Here is an 18,522-nt window from a genome sequence, read left to right on the forward strand (position 1 = left end):
ATAAATTTTTCTTCATGACCACTATTCCTCTTCGGTATTCATCAAATATTTCTATTTTTTCGGAGGAAAAATAATAAAAAAAGACTCATGAAATTTTCATGAGCCTTCCAATAAAAGTAATTGTAATGAACTAATTTCTTTTGGCGAAATCTTTGGTATTGAGATCCGCTTACTCCTTTATAATCTTTTTAGAAATGGATTGTCCATTCTTTAATTTTAATTCTACAATATACAACCCTGAAGGAAGTTCAGTCATGTTGATCTGATGATCCGAGAACTGCACATTCATTCTTTGTCCTACAGCGTTCACAACATTTACTTTTTCAATCCCTGAATCAGCTTTAACCATAAGAATTCCTTTTGTAGGATTAGGATACATTCCAATTACAGATTGATTCAGTTTGGTTTCTGAAGTACTCAAAGAAGAAGTAGGCTTGATGCATCTTACTGAAGCACCCTGCCCTCTCATAGCACCAGCAGATGGATTGGCAATCGTAGATCCGATATAGAGATATTTTCCTCCTAAACTTGATGTATCAGAGCTCCAGAAATACCCTCTTTGCCCTACAAAAGTAAAGTTCCCGTCACTGGAGCTTCTGTATCCTCCTGCCGATAATTTGAGATTGCTGCTGTAAGCCGTTGCCGGATTACCAATACTTTCTGCTCCTATTAAAGTTGTCCAGTCTGCCTGAGAAGGCATTTTCCAGTCTGGTCCTATTGCTTTACAAGGATCTATACCTACAGAAGCATTGACATCTGCAAGTGATGCCCCATTCCATGTATCCCCACTTGCAAAATTTGCCCACCATGCCGGAGATCCTGCAACATAAGCTCCAGCAATGGTACTTGTTCCTTCCGGAGTATTAGGAGATGGTGCTGGTACCATCTGGGAATTTCTAAGCTGGTGTCCATCATCCCATCTTCCCCATTGGAAAAGGTCTCCATAAGAATTCGCATCCGCTGATGATGTAGCCACCTGTAAGCTTCCAAGGTTCTGCTGAAGCCAGATTTTTCCGTCTGCTCCTCTTACCGTAGTATAAGCAACTTGCTGTCCGCGATACATAAAACTTACACAACCAATATCACCAACACTGGCTCCAGGATCTGTATTGCTGCATGTTTGCGGATTAAGGTTCAGGGAAATTCTTTTCACCTTTGTTGTATTGTCGGAATAAGCCAAAACAAGATAATTTTGTGCCTTATCTATTGCTAAATCATTGTATTTTGCCTATCCAGCTGAAATAAAATCACCTCCAAAAGGAACCCAGTTTTGCGAATCGTCTAATTGATAAACGGTATTTCTCAGGAAATTATCATTTTCAAAACGGCTGGCTACCACATATGGCTTTCCTGAGTCTGTTACGGCTAAAGCAACATGCTGTACTCTTCCCTCTGAGAAGTTGGCATTTCCAACCTGTACCCAGGAGCTTCCGTCAAACTTTCTGACATTCAACTTCCTTCCTCCTCCGGAGTTGGAAACATAAGCAACATAGATTCTGTTCGCTCCATCTAAAGCAATATCAGCATTATACTGCTCTCCTGATGAAGAATCATCTGCTGCTGTTCCGCCTACCAGTGTCCAGTTTTGTGCTGAGCTGGCATCTGTACTGTTCTGATATACTTTTATCCCTCCGGAAACATTGCAGGTGTACACCATATTATTGGTTCCTATTACCATTTCTGCAAATTCAGCACCTCCTGAAAAACCTGCATTTCCGACCTGTTCCCATGCACCTCCGGAATATTTTTTTACTGTTCCGGAACCGTAAGATCCATAAGTGAATATAATATTATCAGAAGATACCGCAGAAGCCTGATAATTTACCGAGCTGTCTGTAGCATTAGGAAGCTGAGACCATAAAGAGCCTGTAAATAAACGTACTTCCATCCCGGAGCCTGGATAACCAAGCTGATTGGTATAATAAATACTGTTTCCGTTTGGACTTATAGACAATGAGTTATAAGTAGCTGTCCCTGTAGTTACGCCTGGAACACCGCCTAAGTAAGACCATGAGCTTCCACTAAATTTCTGAACAGAACCTTTAGCTACAGAAACATCATAATAGGACAGATAATAATTTCCTGAATTGTCAATAACAAGATTATTGAAACCACTTCCTCCTGCAGATACATCCTGAATGCCTCCTACACTTTCCCATTGCTGGGCATACATATAGCTTCCAGCAACGGCTAGCAATGCTAATCCTGTTCTGATTTTCCGTATTGCAAAATATAAATCTTTAAACATATGAATATTATTTTTAATTATTCTAAATTTAATTTAATTTTGCGCAAAAGTACCTCACATTATCAACCCCGAGTTATCATTTTCGAACTTTTGGTTATCCTGCGAAGGACTTTTATCTTAAGAAGTTGTACCATGGCTGTAAAAATGTGTTGTATGAGGGGTCAATCAAAAAGCGAACATTTGTTCATATCCGAGGACATCAAAATCATCATGCAGGAAGACCTTTGTTCTGATCAATCCTTCAAATCTTATATGCTGGAGGGAAAGTCAAGTTTTAATTTGATTTTCATGTTAAGTGAAGGCATTAATTTAGAAGGTCATGATTGCGACACTCAGTTTTTATTCAGGAAAAATCAATATATACTTCATTATTCTTCCAAAGAAGGTGTTGCTGAACTATGGACAGAAAATCAGGAAATTCTGAGGTATCTCCACATTCAGATTAATTACCAATATATCTTTAACCTCATCAATCCAAAACTAAATCGTGAGAATGCTGAGATTCTGGAAAACATGATTCATAATAATTTTATATTCCTTCATAAAGAAACGCCGCCGGATATGACGGTTGAGATGCATATGATTGTTAAAGAAATTCTTGGTTATAGCAAACGAGGAATTATGCAGAAGTTATTCATAGAAGCAAAGATTATTAAACTTCTTATCCTGATCTTTGAGCAATTTAATGAGAAAAATATTCTCGAGGATACTCCAAAAACTCCTGAAATGATTAGGAAATTCATTGATGAAAATTATCATAGAAATATAAAAGCAGAAGAGATTGGAAAATATATAGGAATGAATCAAAATGTCATCAGGAAAGAATTCAAAGCCCGATATCATACAACGATTGCTCATTATATTTCGGAGCTCAGAATGTTGAAAGCCAGGAAACTGATCACAAATAAAGAGATTATGATTAAAGAGATTGCTATTGAATGCGGCTATGAGTACCTCCAGAACTTTACCCGTGCTTTCAAAAAGAAATTTGGGGTATCTCCTGAAAGTCTGAGGACTAATAAATAGAAAAACCGCTTAATTGCTTAAGCGGTCTATATATGTTGTTTTGCTTTGATATTACTTTTTCAGAATTCAGGTGAAAAAGCAATGACAATCAATTAATGATGATGTCCGTGATCGTGAAGGAAAGGTCCGTTTCCTTTCGGCTCGTTATAGATAACTTCTACACCTTCCTGCTCAGTAATAAGCTTTCTTCTGATATCTTCAGGGTCGAAAGGCTTTACTTTTCCGAAATACTCTTTCAAACCTTCAGTTAGCCACATTGGGATTACTAATCCGAAGAACATAAAAATACACCAGAATCCTACTAAGAACATAGTAATGAAGAATATAGTCCAAAGGAACTGGTAGAACGGCCAAAATGCTGATAATATCGTTATCATTCTCTTAAAGATTTTAGGCAAAAATAGAACTTTTTTCCCTTTTACACAAAAGATCAGCGTTCTATTTTGTTATTTATTTTAATTTTAAACTAATTAGTGAGCAAGATTTGCGAAGAAATCATTGCCTTTATCATCGGAAATGATGAATGCCGGGAAGTCTTTTACCTCAATTTTTCTTACTGCTTCCATTCCTAATTCCGGGAAGTCTACTACATCTACAGACACAATATTATCTTTTGCAAGGATAGCAGCCGGTCCTCCGATAGATCCAAGATAGAAACCTCCGTATTTATGACATGCATTGGTAACATCTTTACTTCTGTTTCCTTTTGCCAGCATGATCATGCTTCCACCGTGGCTCTGGAACTCGTCTACATAAACGTCCATTCTTCCGGCAGTGGTAGGTCCGAAACTTCCTGAAGCCATTCCTTCCGGAGTTTTCGCTGGTCCCGCGTAATAGATTGGGTGGTTTTTGAAATATTCAGGCATTGGTTTTCCACTGTCAATAATTTCTTTGATTTTTGCGTGAGCGATATCTCTTGCTACAATAAGAGTACCGTTCAGTTTTAATCGGGTTTTGATCGGGTATTTGGAAAGCTCTGCAAGAATTTCCGGCATTGGTTTGTTAAGGTTAATCTCAACAGCTTCTTCCAAATGTGGTGGAGTATCAGGTAAGAATCTTTTCGGATTCTGCTCTAATTGCTCCAGGAAGATCCCTTCTTTTGTAATTTTCCCTTTGATATTTCTGTCTGCAGAACAGGAAACTCCCATTCCTACCGGACAAGATGCCGCGTGTCTCGGAAGTCTGATCACTCTTACATCGTGAGTAAGGTATTTTCCTCCAAACTGAGCTCCGATGGCACTTTCCTGGCAGATTTTCTGAACTTTAGCTTCCCATTCAAGGTCTCTGAATGCCTGTCCGGCCTCATTTCCTTCTGTCGGAAGATTGTCGTAATATTTTGCAGATGCTTTTTTCACTGCTGCAAGGTTGGCTTCTGCTGAAGTTCCTCCGATTACCAATGCTAAGTGGTAAGGCGGGCAGGCAGCCGTTCCAAGATCCGAAATCTTTTCTTTAATGAATTCTTCAAGAGATTTTTCGTTCAATAAGGATTTCGTCTTTTGATATAAGAATGTTTTGTTGGCAGAACCCCCTCCTTTTGTTAAGAACAGGAATTCGTAATAATCTCCTTTTTTAGCATAGATATCAATCTGTGCAGGAAGGTTAGACCCGGAATTCTTCTCATCAAACATCGTTAAAGGAACGACCTGAGAATATCTTAAGTTTCTTTTCTGATAGGTATTGAAGATTCCCTTACTTAGATATTCACCATCATCTACTCCCGTGTACACATTTTCTCCTTTTTTCCCCATTACAATAGCCGTTCCTGTATCCTGGCACGAAGGAAGAGCTCCCTCCACAGCTACTGCAGCGTTTTGTAAAAGGTTATAAGCAACGAATCTGTCATTATCTGTAGCTTCAGGATCATCAATGATTCTTCTAAGGCTTTCTAAGTGTGAAGAACGAAGCATGAAAGAAACATCTGCCATCGCTTCTTCAGCTAACAGTTCCAATCCTTTAGGATCTACTGTTAAAATTTCTCTGTCACCCAGTTTTTCAACCTTTACATAGTCTGATGTAAGTTTTTTGTACACCGTATCATCTTTCTGAATAGGATACGGATCCTGATATCTAAAATCCATTCAATTTTTGTTTCTACAAAAATACGCCTCCTTTAAAAAAATATGAGTAAAATCAGTCATTTAAATTGATATTTATAATGATTATAAATTGGAGGTTTCTGAGTTTATAAGTACCTTTATAGAAGCTAAATAAACAAAGCCAAAATATTATTTATTTCATTAAACATGATACTACCAACAATTTTTTTGGCGTAAAAAATAAAAGATCATACAAATTTCAACACTATGAATTACAGAATAGAAAAAGACACCATGGGAGAAGTGCAGGTACCTGCAGATAAACTTTGGGGTGCACAGACGGAACGTTCCAGAAATAATTTCAAAATAGGACCTGAGGGTTCAATGCCGCATGAAATCATTGAAGCTTTTGCTTATCTGAAGAAGGCTGCCGCTTATGCCAATACTGATCTGGGAGTACTTCCTGTGGAAAAAAGAGATATGATCGCGAAAGTATGTGATGAAATTCTGGAGGGAAAATTGAATGACCAGTTTCCTCTGGTGATCTGGCAGACGGGTTCCGGAACCCAGTCGAACATGAATGTCAATGAAGTAATTTCAAACAGAGCACACGTCAATAACGGCGGAACATTGGGTGAAAAATCTGAAATCCACCCGAATGATGATGTGAATAAATCCCAGTCTTCGAATGATACCTATCCCACTGCCATGCACATTGCTGCGTATACCAAAGTTGTGGAAGTAACCATTCCGGCTGTTGAGAAACTAAAAAATACGTTGTCTGAGAAATCAAAAGCCTTTAAAGATGTGGTAAAAATTGGTAGAACCCACCTGATGGATGCCACTCCGCTTACTCTTGGACAGGAATTTTCAGGATATGTGGCTCAATTGGAATTCGGATTGAGAGCTTTAAAAAATACCCTACCTCATCTTTCTGAACTGGCATTGGGAGGAACTGCTGTAGGAACAGGATTGAATACGCCTAAAGGCTATGATGTAAAAGTAGCAGAATATATTGCTCAGTTTACAAAACACGCTTTTGTTACTGCTGAAAATAAATTTGAAGCCCTTGCTGCTCATGATGCGATTGTAGAATCTCACGGAGCTTTAAAGCAACTGACAGTTTCTTTATATAAAATTGCTCAGGATATAAGATTACTGGCATCAGGACCACGTTCCGGAATCGGGGAAATTCATATTCCTGAAAATGAACCGGGATCATCTATTATGCCCGGGAAAGTAAATCCTACCCAGAATGAAGCAATGACGATGGTTTGCGCACAGGTCTTAGGAAATGACACTACAATTTCATTTGCAGGAACTCAGGGGAATTATGAGCTGAATGTTTTCAAACCGGTAATGGCTTACAATTTTTTACAGTCTGCCCAATTGATTGCCGATGCATGTATTTCCTTCAATGATCATTGTGCGGTAGGTATTGAGCCCAATCATGAGAGAATTAAAGAACTGGTAGACAAATCTTTAATGCTTGTTACGGCTTTAAATACTCATATCGGATATGAAAATGCTGCTAAAATTGCTAAGACGGCCCATAAAAACGGGACAACGTTGAAAGAAGAAGCCATTAATCTTGGTTTGTTAACTGCTGAACAGTTTGACGAGTGGGTAAAACCTGAAGATATGGTAGGAAGTTTAAAATAATGATTCTATAACTGATACAGTGTAAAAACTCCGGGAATAATTCCTGGAGTTTTTCATTTTACTGTCAAAAATATATTTAATCTAACCCAATGGCCAAGCCAAATATCAGTGCTTTATCATTTTTGAAATAACTGTCTTTAAAGAAGTTACTGAAATCTTTTTTAACAAACACGCTGAAACTGTTATACGAAAATGTAATCTGTGCTCCATATACAAAAGGATTCACCTGATAGTTTCCGCGGTCTCTGGTTTCACCGTCATTTCCTTTTACAATATTGTTGGTAGACATTTTTACGCCACCATATACATTGGCTCCAATTTTAAATCCTGTGTAATAACTTCTGTACTGGATATCCATTCCGGCATTTTTAAGTTTTGAGAAATTATACTGCATTCCAAGAGGAACCATGATATATCCGGTTCTCAATTTGCTTTTATCAAGGTTTCCGTTGTATTGCGCCAAAGCGACTCCCTGATCTGCACTTCTTGTAAACAGCATATTATTATCTGCTCTTACTGTTCTCCAGGAAAATCCTAACCCGGAAATTACCGCCCACGGGCTTGTTCTGCTAAGCTGATAGTTCAGTTTCAGACCAAACTCCAGGTTATTGGCATATCCTATGTTTTTATCCAGGACATTATCCTGAGCACTGTTTGTAAGTGTCATGATTCCATAAGAGAAATATCCTGTAAAGCTTCTGCTGGGACGGAATTTTTTCAATAATTTTTCTTTAAGCTCTTCTTTAGAGGTAACATCGGTATTCAGAAGGGAATATCTTACCTGCTTTTGAATAACGTCATCCAGATCAAAGCCAAGTTCCTCAATTCTTTTATCCATTTTCTCAGAATAACGGTCTGCAATCTGAGCTTTTTCTCTGTCAAAATCTGCCTTATCCAGGTTTTTTGCCTGCAGAACCAACAGTTCTTCTTCCATCAGCTTTTTTTCTTCCTGAATGATGGTATTGATCTTTGCAGCATATTCTTCTACTTTTTCTTTTACAATAGGGCTTACCTCTGTATCTTTTTTAGAAGACAGGTTAATATTGAATGTCTTTTGTGCATAGAATGATGCTGAAAAAGAGCACAGCAATCCCATTACGATTAATTTCTTGATCATATTATTAATTTTTAAATTTTTACGGATATGTTATCTGGCATTCAAATCAATAGTAGCCACATTACTTCCATCCTTTGTTTTTTCGATAACATCTTTATGCTCTACTGAGAAAAGAAGTGTGGATGGGTCTACATATTTTTTCTTTTTAACCGGAGTTTTTATAGAATCGGCTTTTGCCATCATCTTAGGATTAGAAATCTGAGTGATATCCAGTTTCTTCAAAGGAAGAGTTTCTTTAGGAATAAGCTTATTCTGGTCCATTGCCATAGGAGAAATAGCTTCTTCCTTATCCTGAGAAAGAGTTTTTTTCACCTCCTTTTTATCATTATTTTCAACTGCCAGCGGAACATGGTTCTGAACCGGATCTTTTACAATTTCTTCTGTAGTATTTTTTCCGGTTTGTTTCACAATTTCCTGCTGAGTTTCGGAAGGTTGATTAAGAAAAAAAAGAACGCTTCCCAAGCTGAATGTCAAAATCAAACATGCCGCTACTAAAAACCAGTTCATTTTTGATTTGAAACGGTGACTATTGTTATTCTGAAGCTCAATTTCGGACCACAGATTGCGTGATGGAGTGATTTCTCTCTCCTCAATCTGTTTTTTGATCTGAAATTCAATAGTATCTTTAGACGTTTTCATTTTTCACTTTTTTTTGTTGTTGAAAGTAGATCTTTCTTAATTTTTCTTTTGCTCTGAACAGCTGTGTTTTGCTGACAGCCACTGAAATCTGCAAAGTATCAGCAATTTCCTGGTGAGAATATTCTTCCAGCACATACAGGTTAAAAACCATTCTGTAGGCATCGGGAAGCTGATCCAAAAGCTCTTGTGCATTAAAATCACAATCAATCTCTGCTTCATGGATATCTTCATGAAAAGATTGATTAATCTCGTCCAGATAGAAAATAGTTTTATGACTTTTGATAAAATTCAGGCATTCATTTACAACAATTCTTCTTGCCCAGCTTTCCAGGTTCGACTCTCCTCTGAAGCTTTCAATGTGCTTAAAAATTTTACAGAATGCTTTAATGAGACAATCTTCGGCCTGATACAAATCGCTCACATAGCTTTTGCTTACACTCAGGAATCTCTTTACATTCTGTTCATAGAAAATCTTCTGTGCAGCCGGATCCTGTTTCTTCAGGAGGCTCAACAAATCATTCTTTTTATTTCCGAACAAAAGTTTCATGCTTATGCTGTTTCTATACTAAAGACAATCAAAACAAAAAAAGGTTACAACTTGAAAAAAATATTTTATTATTTACTACAATAAGTTGATTTTTTTTGTCCAGAGTTACAAATTCCCTCCTTTTTTTATTTCGAGAAACAAAAGAAAAACCTTTAAATAAAAAACTGAATGACAATATTTTAATTAAAAGTACTCTGTATTTATTTTTTTCCTATATTAGAGATATAATTAATTTAAAACTAAATCCATGAAAAATCTAAAAAAATTAGATAGAGAAAATTTAAAAGTAGTATTAGGTGCGGGCTTTACATGCCTTGGTAACCTTTACTTAATAGAAGCAAACGGCTATTATGCATGCTGTACAAAACCCGATGTAGATCCTTGCAACTCTTCTGCATTTTGTCTGACTCCTGTTGGTATGTGTGATACTGGTGGTCCAGCTTAATTCTAAGCTCAATTAAAACAGTACCATGAAACAACTAAAAAAAGTTAAAAAGGCTGCCTTGAATGGGACAGCCTTTCATTTTATCCTGTGAATTCATCAAGCAAATTTCTGGTAGGAACAAAGAAAAGCGTTCCTGTAACTGCCGTGCTGAAATCTAAAATTCTGTCATAATTTCCCGGAGGATCACCTATAAACATATTCGTCAACATTTTCTTTGTGGTGGAGAATGTACTTGAATAGGCAATAAAGTAAGTTCCAAACTCATTGGTAGAAGGATTCCCAAAAGGCATATTATCTCTTACGATTTTCAATTCTTCACCGTTTTCGCCCTCGATATTAGCTAAGGCAATGTGTGAATTTGATGGTTTTACATCATCAGACATTTCAATATCATTCTCTTTTGATCTTCCGATCACTTTTTCCTGTTCTTCCGTGGATAAGCCTTTCCAGGCATCCATGTTATGAAGATATTTTTGAACAAAAAGATAGCTTCCTCCTTTATACTGAAGGTCTTCATCTCCTATTTTTCCAAAATAATCACGGTCGTCTCCATGCGGATTTTCCGTTCCGTCTACAAAACCAAGAATGGAACGCGCATCCCAATATTTGAATCCATGAACCTCCAGAATACTTTCGGCCACTGAGCTCAATAACCTGGAAATTTCGACAGCCATATCAAAAATAAGGCTTTTATTGTCTGCTCTCAGATGAAAATGAAGATCTCCGGGAGTAGAAACTGCGGTATGTTTCGTTCCTTTTATTTCTTCAAAATTGACTAATTCTTTGGGCATTGGTGTCTGAAGTTCCAGTTTTCTCCATGCATCAGCGCCAATTCCCATGACACAGCTTGCTCTGCTGTCCGGGAAACGGTTAAACACTGAATTATTAAGATTTAAAACCAAAGCACATAGTTCCTGAAAAACTTCTTTCAGCTCAGGGCTGTCATTAAGTTTCCAGACCATGAAAATAGTATTGCTGTTGGGATAATCTGTTACATTCTGTGATTCTATTGTATTCATACCTCTATTTTTGTGGTATTAAATATCCGAAACTGAAACCTGATCTGCAAAATATTGTTCCAGATCTTTCAATGTTTCCGGATTAGTCTGAATATCTTTTACCAAAAGACCTTTGTTCACCACTACAATTCTGTTGCAGACTTCTGTGGTATGGGAAAGATCATGGCTGGAAATAAGGAAAGTAACGCCATCCTGTTTTGATAATTCCTTGATCAGGTTTTTAAGCTTAATCTGGGTAGACGGATCAAGGTTAGCAAAAGGCTCATCAAGAATAATTATTTCAGGATTCCCGATAATTGCTCCTACGATTCCCACTTTTTTCTGATTTCCCTTTGAAAGATCACGGACATATTTCCCGGATTTCAGGATTTCACCATTGAAAAAATCATGAAAGGGTTTCAGGAATTCATCTACAGATGCTTTATTCTGACCTCTCAGCTCCCCAAGAAAATAAAAATATTCCTCCGGAGTAAGATATCCAATGAGAAAGGTATCATCTACAAATGCTGATACTTTATTTTTCCAGGCTTCGGATTCATTGACTTTAATACCATCAATGCTTACAAATCCTGTCGTAGCCTGAATCAGATCCAGCATCAGGCTGAAAAGAGTTGTTTTTCCTGCTCCGTTATTTCCTACAAGGCCAAATGTTTCCCCTTTAGGAATTTCAAGATTTTCGATATTAAGAACCGTTGCTTTTCCGTATGTTTTTGATAGATTATGTATATTGATCATGGCTTAATTTATATTTTTAAATGCATCCAAAGTGCTGTATTTCTCTCTTTTATATTGTTTTACAATGATATCGAAGATTTTCTCTCTCAGAAAAAAGCCGATAATTCCTATAATTGCAATACTTATCACTCCGCCAGTAATTCCCCATAGATATTTTGTCAAAGCAAATACTCCCATTGGGAGAAGCATTTTAGGAATCAGCAGAAGCATTGTCACTAAACTGAAACTTCCTTTTTGCCCCATTCTTTTCTCTTTTGAATTCAGGTCGATCTGATTTTTATTGAAAGCTCCGGACCACAAGGTAAATTGAGAGTTAACACCTATATTATATAATCCTGCCGCAAAGAATGTAACATAGATCTCCCAGCCAAAGTACGCATAACAGAGAGCAATGACTACAGAAGCAGCTGTTATAATATTCATCAGCCACCATTTCGCTTTCAGATATTCTTTGTAAGGAACATTCAGAGTCATCATCAATGGAAAATAGGAACTGTCAAAAGCAGGTACGCGCTGCCCGAACAGAAACTGAAAACCACCTGTTACAAAAAGTCCCATAACCATCATCATTGCCGGAGTTTTGTAGAGTGAAGAACTAAACATCAGCAATCCATAGAACAAGAACATAAAGCTTCCAAACAAAATTCCTTTGGTTACTTTATTGCGTCTCAGCATTCTGATATCGTTATTGATAAATGCTCCGATAACACCATATTTATTCAGGAAGGCAATATTTTCTGTTTTCCCGACTGTTTTCTTGGCTTCAAGCCCCTGATCAAGATAAAATTCATTGCGAAGGTAGCGGAAACATACCCACCAGAGTATTACAAACAATAGAACAGGAATCAGTGCAAAGTAAGGTTTTTCATACAAGCTGAAGAAAACCGATTCAGAATAATATAAAACTGGAACAATATTATAATACCCCAACGCTCCTATACCCAGAAAGCATACTCCTGTGATAACTGCCAGCGTTTCTTTCCCATTGAAAAAGATATTGATAAAATTATTCATGTAAAGTAATGAAACCGCCCCTATAAGCCATAATAAGACTCCTGGAATGCTGTATCCATTGAATAATGCAATCAGTGAAAATGTAATAAAGAATAAGGAACTCAGCCAACTGAATGCTGAAAGAAACGTCTTAGCCAGCATATAATTGACCAATGTATTCTTCCTGATATTCATGGTAAGAAACGGCTTAATATTCTGTGTAGGGATTTCCTGCCAGAGATATTTAAGAACAAGATCAATAATCCAGGCAATGATCATGAATTTTGAAACTACCTTTAAAGGATCCTGGTGCATTTCCTCCTGAATGTAGAAAAAGGCAATAAATGCTCCACCCACAAGACATCCGATAAAGTAAAGAATTCCTATAAAACGGAGAATTTTCATGGTCAGATTGATCCCTAAAGATGTACCACGAAAAAAGCTTTTGATTTCAAGCCTAAGGAACTTTAGAAACATATTTTAGTTTTTATACATTAGTAAATATAATGTAAAATATGTTACAAATTTTTAAGAAAAAAGTGGATTTATTTAATTATCCTATAAGCTCTTTTGCCTGTGCCAAGGCTGCTTCCGTAATTTTACTTCCAGAAAGTAACTGGGCAATTTCGTTCAGTTTTTCTTCACTGCTTAATGGAATAATAGTAGATTGTGTTCTGCCGGAAATATCTTGTTTTACTACTTTATAATTATCGTTTCCTTTAGCAGCAACCTGTGCAAGGTGGGAAATAACAATCAATTGCATGTCTTCAGACATTTCTCTCATCAGGTTACCGATTTCTTCAGCTACTTTTCCTGAAACACCAGTGTCAATTTCGTCCAGAATAAGGGTTGGCAACTCATCACTTTCTGCAATAATTTTCTTTACAGCAAGCATTACTCTTGATCTTTCTCCTCCGGAAATAGCCGTTTGAATTGGTTTTAAAGGGAAGCCGGAGTTGGCCTGAAACAATAATTGAATACTTTCCTTTCCAAACTGATTAAATTCGTCAGCATCCTGCAATTCTATATCCACCTTTGCTTTTTCCAGTCCTAATTTCTTGAGAAGACTTTCTGCTTTTTTGATGAAAACAGGAACATTCTTATGTCTGTTCTTTGAAAGTTTTGAAGCAAGGCTCAGAAGTGTTTTTTCTTTTTGAGAGATCGTTTCTTCAGTTTCTTCAATCTGTAATTCTAAATCTGAGGCTCCTTTCTGATCTCCAGCCAGCTGATTTCTGATCTCAATCAGTTCATTAAGCTCTGAAACATTATGTTTAAGAAATAACGCATTGATTTTATTGTTAAGATCGGTAAGATATATCAGGTTTTCAGGATTGATTTCAACTCTTTCCGCTTCATGCTCCAACTCAGAGATAATGTCTTTAAGCTCTACAAAAGAGGTTTCCAATCTTGAATCAAGTTCAGCAAAACTGGTAGAAATTTCGGAAATTTTTGAAAGTTTACTGGTCGCTTCATTAAAGAATGACAGAATCCCTATTTCCTCCTGATGAAACCTTGACAGAATCTGGCCTACATTTTCAGAGATCATTCCTGCATTTTCCTGGATAGAAAGCTGGTTTTGAATATCCTCATAATCAACATCGTCAAGCTTGAGCTCTTCCAATTCGTTGAGTAAAAATTCTTTATAATCGCTTTCTTTATTGAATTCCGAAAGTTGGGTTTTCAGTTTTTTCAATAACAACTTCAGCGTTTGAAATTCAGAAAACTCCTGTTGATACTCTTCAATGATTTTTTTATTCTCAGAAAGCCCGTCGATAATTTTAAACTGATATTCTGAGGTAAAAAGATTGGATGTTTCAAATTGAGAATGGATATCAATCAGTTGTGAGGAAAGCTCTCTAAGAATATCTAACGTTACCGGCACATCGTTGATAAATGCACGGGATTTCCCTGAGGGAAGTATTTCTCTTCGGATAATAGTCTGAAGTTCGTAGTCCAGATCATTCTCTATAAAGAATTTCTTAAACTGATTATTGAGAGAAAACTCGGTTTCCACCACACTTTTCTCTTCAGCTTTGGCGATTGATTTTACATCTGCTCTTTCACCTAAAATAAGTCGAAGAGCACCTAGAATAATAGATTTCCCCGCCCCCGTTTCACCGGTAATAACCTGTAAACCATTTTTCAATGATACTTCAAGGGTATCAATCAGGGCAAAGTTTTTAATGTAAATTCTCGAAAGCATTGATAATCCGGGTTATAATCCAATTTGAGTTTGAACTGTAAAAATAAGTTTTTTTAATGAGTTAAGAAATCGTTTTTTGACTGTTCACTCATCCATAATGCTAACTGTTTTTAAACCTGCTCACAAATCCTAGACTTTCCATTTATTCCACTTATTCTCTATATTCTTTGGTGAAAGGATGATCATTGTCTGTTTAAGATCATTAAGAATCAACCCTCCATTATTTCCGGAATTGAAAATATTGAAAATTTCATCGCTTTTGGTATCCATGAACTGGTTAAAGAAAAACGCCTGCTGGAAATTATTTTCGTACATTTTTAGTTGCATCAGGGCATCAAAAATGACTTTTTTCCCGGCAGTCTGATCCTGGTTGAAAAGATTATCTAATCCAGCTCTATGGTAAGTATAAATGGTAGAACGTAACTGATTCCAGTTGGGGTTCATAATTTCGTTAATCAAAATAGAACGGCTTCTTGGCTCGTTGATGGTATTCCAGCCCTCATAGTTTCTGTTTTGGGAATTCTGTGCAATCTGCTGTGCTTTTGCGTACCATTGTGATCCTCCCATAGACTGGAAACTATCCGCATCAAGACCTAAAATAACATAAATATAGAAACTGATTACATCGGTAAGATTTTTCCCGGAGAATTGTCTTTCATTAAAAATAAGACTCTCATTTTCAATATATTCAAAAGCAAATCTCTGATCCTGAAGATTAATTAAAGGAGATTCATAAGTCGTATTGTACACAGGTCTTACTGCCTGAATCACAATAGATCCTTTGAATTTGTTAACATCTCTTTCTGCAATAACAATAGAAAAAGCACATTTTATTTTTTCAAAATTCTGAAGTCTTTTACCTGTCCAGCTGGTATTATTGATAAAGTCCCGGAGACTTTTCTCCAACGCTTTGTACGCCTGCTGGTTACTTCCACCCAGCTGTTGGGAGTTTACTTGCACTGTTGCCAACAGCTCCTGAGAAAAACTTTGGGTATATAGAAATAACAGAAAAAATAAACTTATAATTTTTTTCATTGCCTATTAAAAATTGAGAACGGAAATTTATTAAAATTATTTTAAAAGTTGAGCCTCAACAAAATTGAGAATATCTTTTGCTACTTCATCCTTGGATTTCAGATTGAATTCCTTCTTTTCTGTTTTAGTAAATATCTTGATTTTGTTGGTATCATTTTTAAAACCGGCTCCTTCATCGCGCAAGGAATTGAGAACGATCATATCCAGATTTTTCTTTTCCAGTTTTCCTTTGGCATTTTCTTCTTCATTTTGCGTTTCCAGTGCAAATCCTACCAAAAACTGATGGGTTTTCTTTTCTCCCATTGTTTTAAGGATATCGGGATTCTTAACCAATTCTATCGTAAGATTTTCAACATTCTTTTTGATTTTTTCCTTCGCCACTTCTTTGGGAGCATAGTCTGCTACTGCAGCACTGGCAATTCCTATGTCTATGCTGTCGTAAAATTCAAATACTTTTGTAAGCATTTCTTTGGCTGAAGTCACTTTATGAAGTTCAACGTTCGGATCATTGATGGTTTGAAAACTCGGTCCTGAAATCAGAATTACTTTAGCTCCTCTTTTTGAAGCTTCTTCTGCGAGAGAGAATCCCATTTTTCCTGATGAATGATTCCCGATAAATCTTACCGGATCTATTGCTTCATAGGTAGGTCCTGCGGTAATTAAAACCGTTTTTCCTTCAAGGCTTCGGGATTGGATATCCGAACTTAAATATTGTTCTACCGTATTAAAGATAGTTGCCGGTTCTGCCATTCTTCCCTGCCCGATCAGTCCACTGGCCAGCTCTCCATTTTCCGCAGGAATGATAATATGTCCAAAGCTTTCTGCCAGCTCCAGATTCTTTTTTGTAGAAGGGTGTGCATACATATCAAGGTCCATTGCAGGAGCTATGAATACAGGACATTTTGCAGACATATAGGTGGCAATAACAAGATTATCACACATTCCGTGAACCATTTTTGACAGTGTATTTGCCGTACATGGAGCAACGATCATAACATCCGCCCACAGGGCCATTTCCACATGACTGTTCCATGTTCCGTTATCACTATAAAAATCCGAATACACGGATTTTTTGGATAATGTAGACAGGCTTAGTTTCGTTACAAAGTTTTCTGCATCAGGAGTCATAATAACCTGTACTTCGGCACCTTTCTTCACAAAATCTCTGATCAGAAAGTGAATTTTGTAAGCCGCAATTCCTCCAGAGACAGCGATAAGTATCTTTTTACCGGAAACACTCATTTAGTTCTAATTTTTTGAAATACTAAAGTACTTATTTTTTCCCACACAATGAGGCTTTAAAACAACAAAGGTCATAAAAGAAGTAAATTCCTTTATGACCTTGATTTATTAAAATACAGAAGATTATTTTCTTTCTTCTGTTTTTCTGAAATAAACATCATCGTTTAACCATTCTTCAATAGCAATTGAAGTTGGCTTTGGAAGCTTTTCGTAATGTTTAGAGATCTCAATTTGCTCTCTGTTTTCGAAAACCTCTTCTAATGTAGAATTGTGAACGGCAAATTCATCCAATTTGTTGTGAAGTTCCGTACGGATCTCCGCATTGATCTGCTCTGCTCTCTTTCCCATGATAACAATAGCTTCATAGATTGAACCTACTTTATCTTCAATCTTATCTTTGTCGTAAGTAATAGTATTTACTTCTGCTTTTGTATCTTTTACACTCATTTTGAGAAAATTATTTTTATTTTAAGATGGCAAATTTACGAATTATCTTTGAATTTTGAAAGTCGCTGCAGGAGGAGGTGTCTTAAGTGCTGCACTGTCCCTCTGTAACTGCATTGCTTTCTTTTCATTGCTGATTTGATCCTTGATTTGCTGTTCTGTTTTATCTTTATCTGCCAGTTTTTCAGCTTCTTTTTTCTGTTTTGCTGTTAAAGCCGCAATTCTGGCCTCAGTTTGTTTTTTAACAACTACGAAGTTCTGTTTTTCTTTTTCCAGTTTTTCTCTAAGATCTACTGCTGTTTTAGAATATTCTGTGTTGGGAAGTTCTTTCTCTACCAGCTTTGTATAAGTAAGAGCACTTTCAATACGTTCATCTTTGAGACCATATACAGACTTCATCGCCAATTCATAACGTGACTTCATGATATAGTCATAAATCTTTGAACGAAGTTTTGTACTTGGAAAATCTTCCAAAACATTTTCAAATGCTACATTGGCTGCTTTATACTCACCCATTTTGTAGTATTGTCTTGCATTTTCATAAGCTTTAAATTCCAGCTTATAAGACAATTCATCAATTAACTGGCTGATATTCTTAGATCTTTCAGAGTTGGGATAATTGTTCAGGAATTCCTGAAGCTCATTAATGGCCAATTCTGTACTCGACTGATCCAGGTTGTAATCCATAGAACCTTCATAGTAGCATAATGCAGACATATAGGCTGCTTCTTCTGCTCTCGGGTCTTTTGGAAAACTTACTGCAAAATTCTTAAACTGGTGTCCTGCCAGCTTATAACTTTTGTCGTAATAATTGGCATAAGCTGTATTGAAACCTACGTTAGGAAAATCATCTGTTCCCGCCACAAGATTGGCAAGTCTGTCGTAAAGAGCCAATGCATTTTTCCATTTTTTCTTGGCAAAATTTTCATTAGCTGCCTTTAAGATAAATTCTTTATCAGCACTTCTCATTGCTCTCTCCTGCTGACTTACACAAGATGTAATCACCGCTACAGCAAAAAGACCTAAAATATATTTTTTCATATATAAAATTCAACAGTTTTCGGATTATACAGCCGATTTACTAATTTGCAAAAATATAACTTTTTTGCCAATAGATTTTTTTTTATGAAT

At 36.6% G+C, this 18,522-nt stretch carries 18 protein-coding genes; 3 read left to right on the forward strand and 15 right to left on the reverse strand.

Translation table 11 applies throughout. The features are described from left to right. Positions 1-169: 169 nt before the first annotated feature. Both RHP76_RS14040 and RHP76_RS14045 read right to left on the reverse strand, forming a co-directional pair. Positions 170-1,180 carry a T9SS type A sorting domain-containing protein gene (locus RHP76_RS14040; RefSeq protein WP_311228425.1) on the reverse strand — a complete coding sequence of 337 codons (1,011 nt, stop codon included), beginning with the start codon at positions 1,178-1,180 and terminating at the stop codon, positions 170-172. A 48-nt stretch (positions 1,181-1,228) separates the two neighbouring features. Then, positions 1,229-2,248, reverse strand: a complete 1,020-nt coding sequence (locus RHP76_RS14045) for a hypothetical protein (protein ID WP_311228426.1) — start codon at positions 2,246-2,248, stop codon at positions 1,229-1,231. A 153-nt stretch (positions 2,249-2,401) separates the two neighbouring features. On the opposite strand from RHP76_RS14045, the gene RHP76_RS14050 reads away from it, so the two are divergent. After that, positions 2,402-3,274 (forward strand): helix-turn-helix transcriptional regulator, encoded by an 873-nt coding sequence (locus tag RHP76_RS14050; RefSeq protein ID WP_311228427.1) that lies wholly within the window; start codon positions 2,402-2,404, stop codon positions 3,272-3,274. Positions 3,275-3,366: 92 nt separating this feature from the next. Here RHP76_RS14050 and RHP76_RS14055 read toward each other — a convergent pair whose 3' ends face one another. Further along, a complete protein-coding gene (locus tag RHP76_RS14055; RefSeq protein WP_171006268.1) occupies positions 3,367-3,651 on the reverse strand; it encodes a hypothetical protein in 285 nt (94 codons plus the stop codon). Between the two features lie 93 nt (positions 3,652-3,744). Next, on the reverse strand, positions 3,745-5,352 hold the full coding sequence (locus RHP76_RS14060) for a fumarate hydratase (protein WP_062676059.1): 1,608 nt from the start codon (positions 5,350-5,352) through the stop codon (positions 3,745-3,747). 225 nt (positions 5,353-5,577) lie between these two features. On the opposite strand from RHP76_RS14060, the gene fumC reads away from it, so the two are divergent. Continuing rightward, positions 5,578-6,972 (forward strand): class II fumarate hydratase, encoded by a 1,395-nt coding sequence (gene fumC, locus RHP76_RS14065; protein ID WP_311228428.1) that lies wholly within the window; start codon positions 5,578-5,580, stop codon positions 6,970-6,972. Positions 6,973-7,048: 76 nt separating this feature from the next. Here the strand turns inward: fumC and RHP76_RS14070 are convergent, their stop codons facing one another. From RHP76_RS14070 to RHP76_RS14080, 3 genes are read right to left on the reverse strand one after another with little or no spacing between them, the layout of a single operon-like run. Then, entirely contained in the window at positions 7,049-8,089 is a 1,041-nt protein-coding gene (locus RHP76_RS14070; protein ID WP_120233282.1) for an outer membrane beta-barrel protein, read from the reverse strand. A 30-nt stretch (positions 8,090-8,119) separates the two neighbouring features. Further along, complete coding sequence (locus tag RHP76_RS14075) at positions 8,120-8,728, reverse strand: hypothetical protein (RefSeq protein WP_120233283.1); 609 nt, start codon at positions 8,726-8,728, stop codon at positions 8,120-8,122. Continuing rightward, positions 8,715-9,275 (reverse strand): RNA polymerase sigma factor, encoded by a 561-nt coding sequence (locus tag RHP76_RS14080; RefSeq protein WP_123277611.1) that lies wholly within the window; start codon positions 9,273-9,275, stop codon positions 8,715-8,717. Before RHP76_RS14080 ends, RHP76_RS14075 begins: the two co-directional genes overlap by 14 nt. A gap of 247 nt (positions 9,276-9,522) precedes the next feature. Between RHP76_RS14080 and RHP76_RS14085 the strand changes: the two genes are divergently transcribed. Continuing rightward, positions 9,523-9,720 (forward strand): bacteriocin-like protein, encoded by a 198-nt coding sequence (locus RHP76_RS14085; RefSeq protein WP_062676064.1) that lies wholly within the window; start codon positions 9,523-9,525, stop codon positions 9,718-9,720. Between the two features lie 80 nt (positions 9,721-9,800). Here the strand turns inward: RHP76_RS14085 and RHP76_RS14090 are convergent, their stop codons facing one another. The 8 genes from RHP76_RS14090 to RHP76_RS14125 all read right to left on the reverse strand — a co-directional run bounded on the left by RHP76_RS14090 (position 9,801) and on the right by RHP76_RS14125 (position 18,432). Beyond that, positions 9,801-10,739, reverse strand: a complete 939-nt coding sequence (locus RHP76_RS14090) for a Dyp-type peroxidase (protein ID WP_123277610.1) — start codon at positions 10,737-10,739, stop codon at positions 9,801-9,803. A gap of 18 nt (positions 10,740-10,757) precedes the next feature. Next, positions 10,758-11,474 (reverse strand): ABC transporter ATP-binding protein, encoded by a 717-nt coding sequence (locus tag RHP76_RS14095; RefSeq protein WP_062676066.1) that lies wholly within the window; start codon positions 11,472-11,474, stop codon positions 10,758-10,760. 3 nt (positions 11,475-11,477) lie between these two features. Next, a complete protein-coding gene (locus tag RHP76_RS14100; RefSeq protein WP_120233286.1) occupies positions 11,478-12,944 on the reverse strand; it encodes a DUF5687 family protein in 1,467 nt (488 codons plus the stop codon). 76 nt (positions 12,945-13,020) lie between these two features. Then, positions 13,021-14,670 carry a DNA repair protein RecN gene (locus tag RHP76_RS14105; RefSeq protein WP_120233287.1) on the reverse strand — a complete coding sequence of 550 codons (1,650 nt, stop codon included), beginning with the start codon at positions 14,668-14,670 and terminating at the stop codon, positions 13,021-13,023. Between the two features lie 129 nt (positions 14,671-14,799). Continuing rightward, a complete protein-coding gene (locus RHP76_RS14110) occupies positions 14,800-15,705 on the reverse strand; it encodes a type IX secretion system protein PorD (RefSeq protein ID WP_120233288.1) in 906 nt (301 codons plus the stop codon). 36 nt (positions 15,706-15,741) lie between these two features. Beyond that, positions 15,742-16,947: a bifunctional phosphopantothenoylcysteine decarboxylase/phosphopantothenate--cysteine ligase CoaBC gene (gene coaBC / locus RHP76_RS14115; RefSeq protein ID WP_120233289.1), complete on the reverse strand. Its 1,206-nt coding sequence runs from the start codon at positions 16,945-16,947 to the stop codon at positions 15,742-15,744. A gap of 123 nt (positions 16,948-17,070) precedes the next feature. After that, the gene (locus tag RHP76_RS14120) at positions 17,071-17,394 is read right to left on the reverse strand and encodes a DNA-directed RNA polymerase subunit omega (RefSeq protein ID WP_002983982.1); all 324 of its coding nucleotides are present in this window, start codon (positions 17,392-17,394) and stop codon (positions 17,071-17,073) included. A 42-nt stretch (positions 17,395-17,436) separates the two neighbouring features. Further along, positions 17,437-18,432 carry an outer membrane protein assembly factor BamD gene (locus RHP76_RS14125; protein WP_062676071.1) on the reverse strand — a complete coding sequence of 332 codons (996 nt, stop codon included), beginning with the start codon at positions 18,430-18,432 and terminating at the stop codon, positions 17,437-17,439. Between the last annotated feature and the right edge of the window lie 90 nt (positions 18,433-18,522).

The sequence above is a fragment of the Chryseobacterium sp. SG20098 genome (assembly GCF_031844745.1).
Taxonomy (GTDB): Bacteria; Bacteroidota; Bacteroidia; order Flavobacteriales; family Weeksellaceae; genus Chryseobacterium; species Chryseobacterium cucumeris.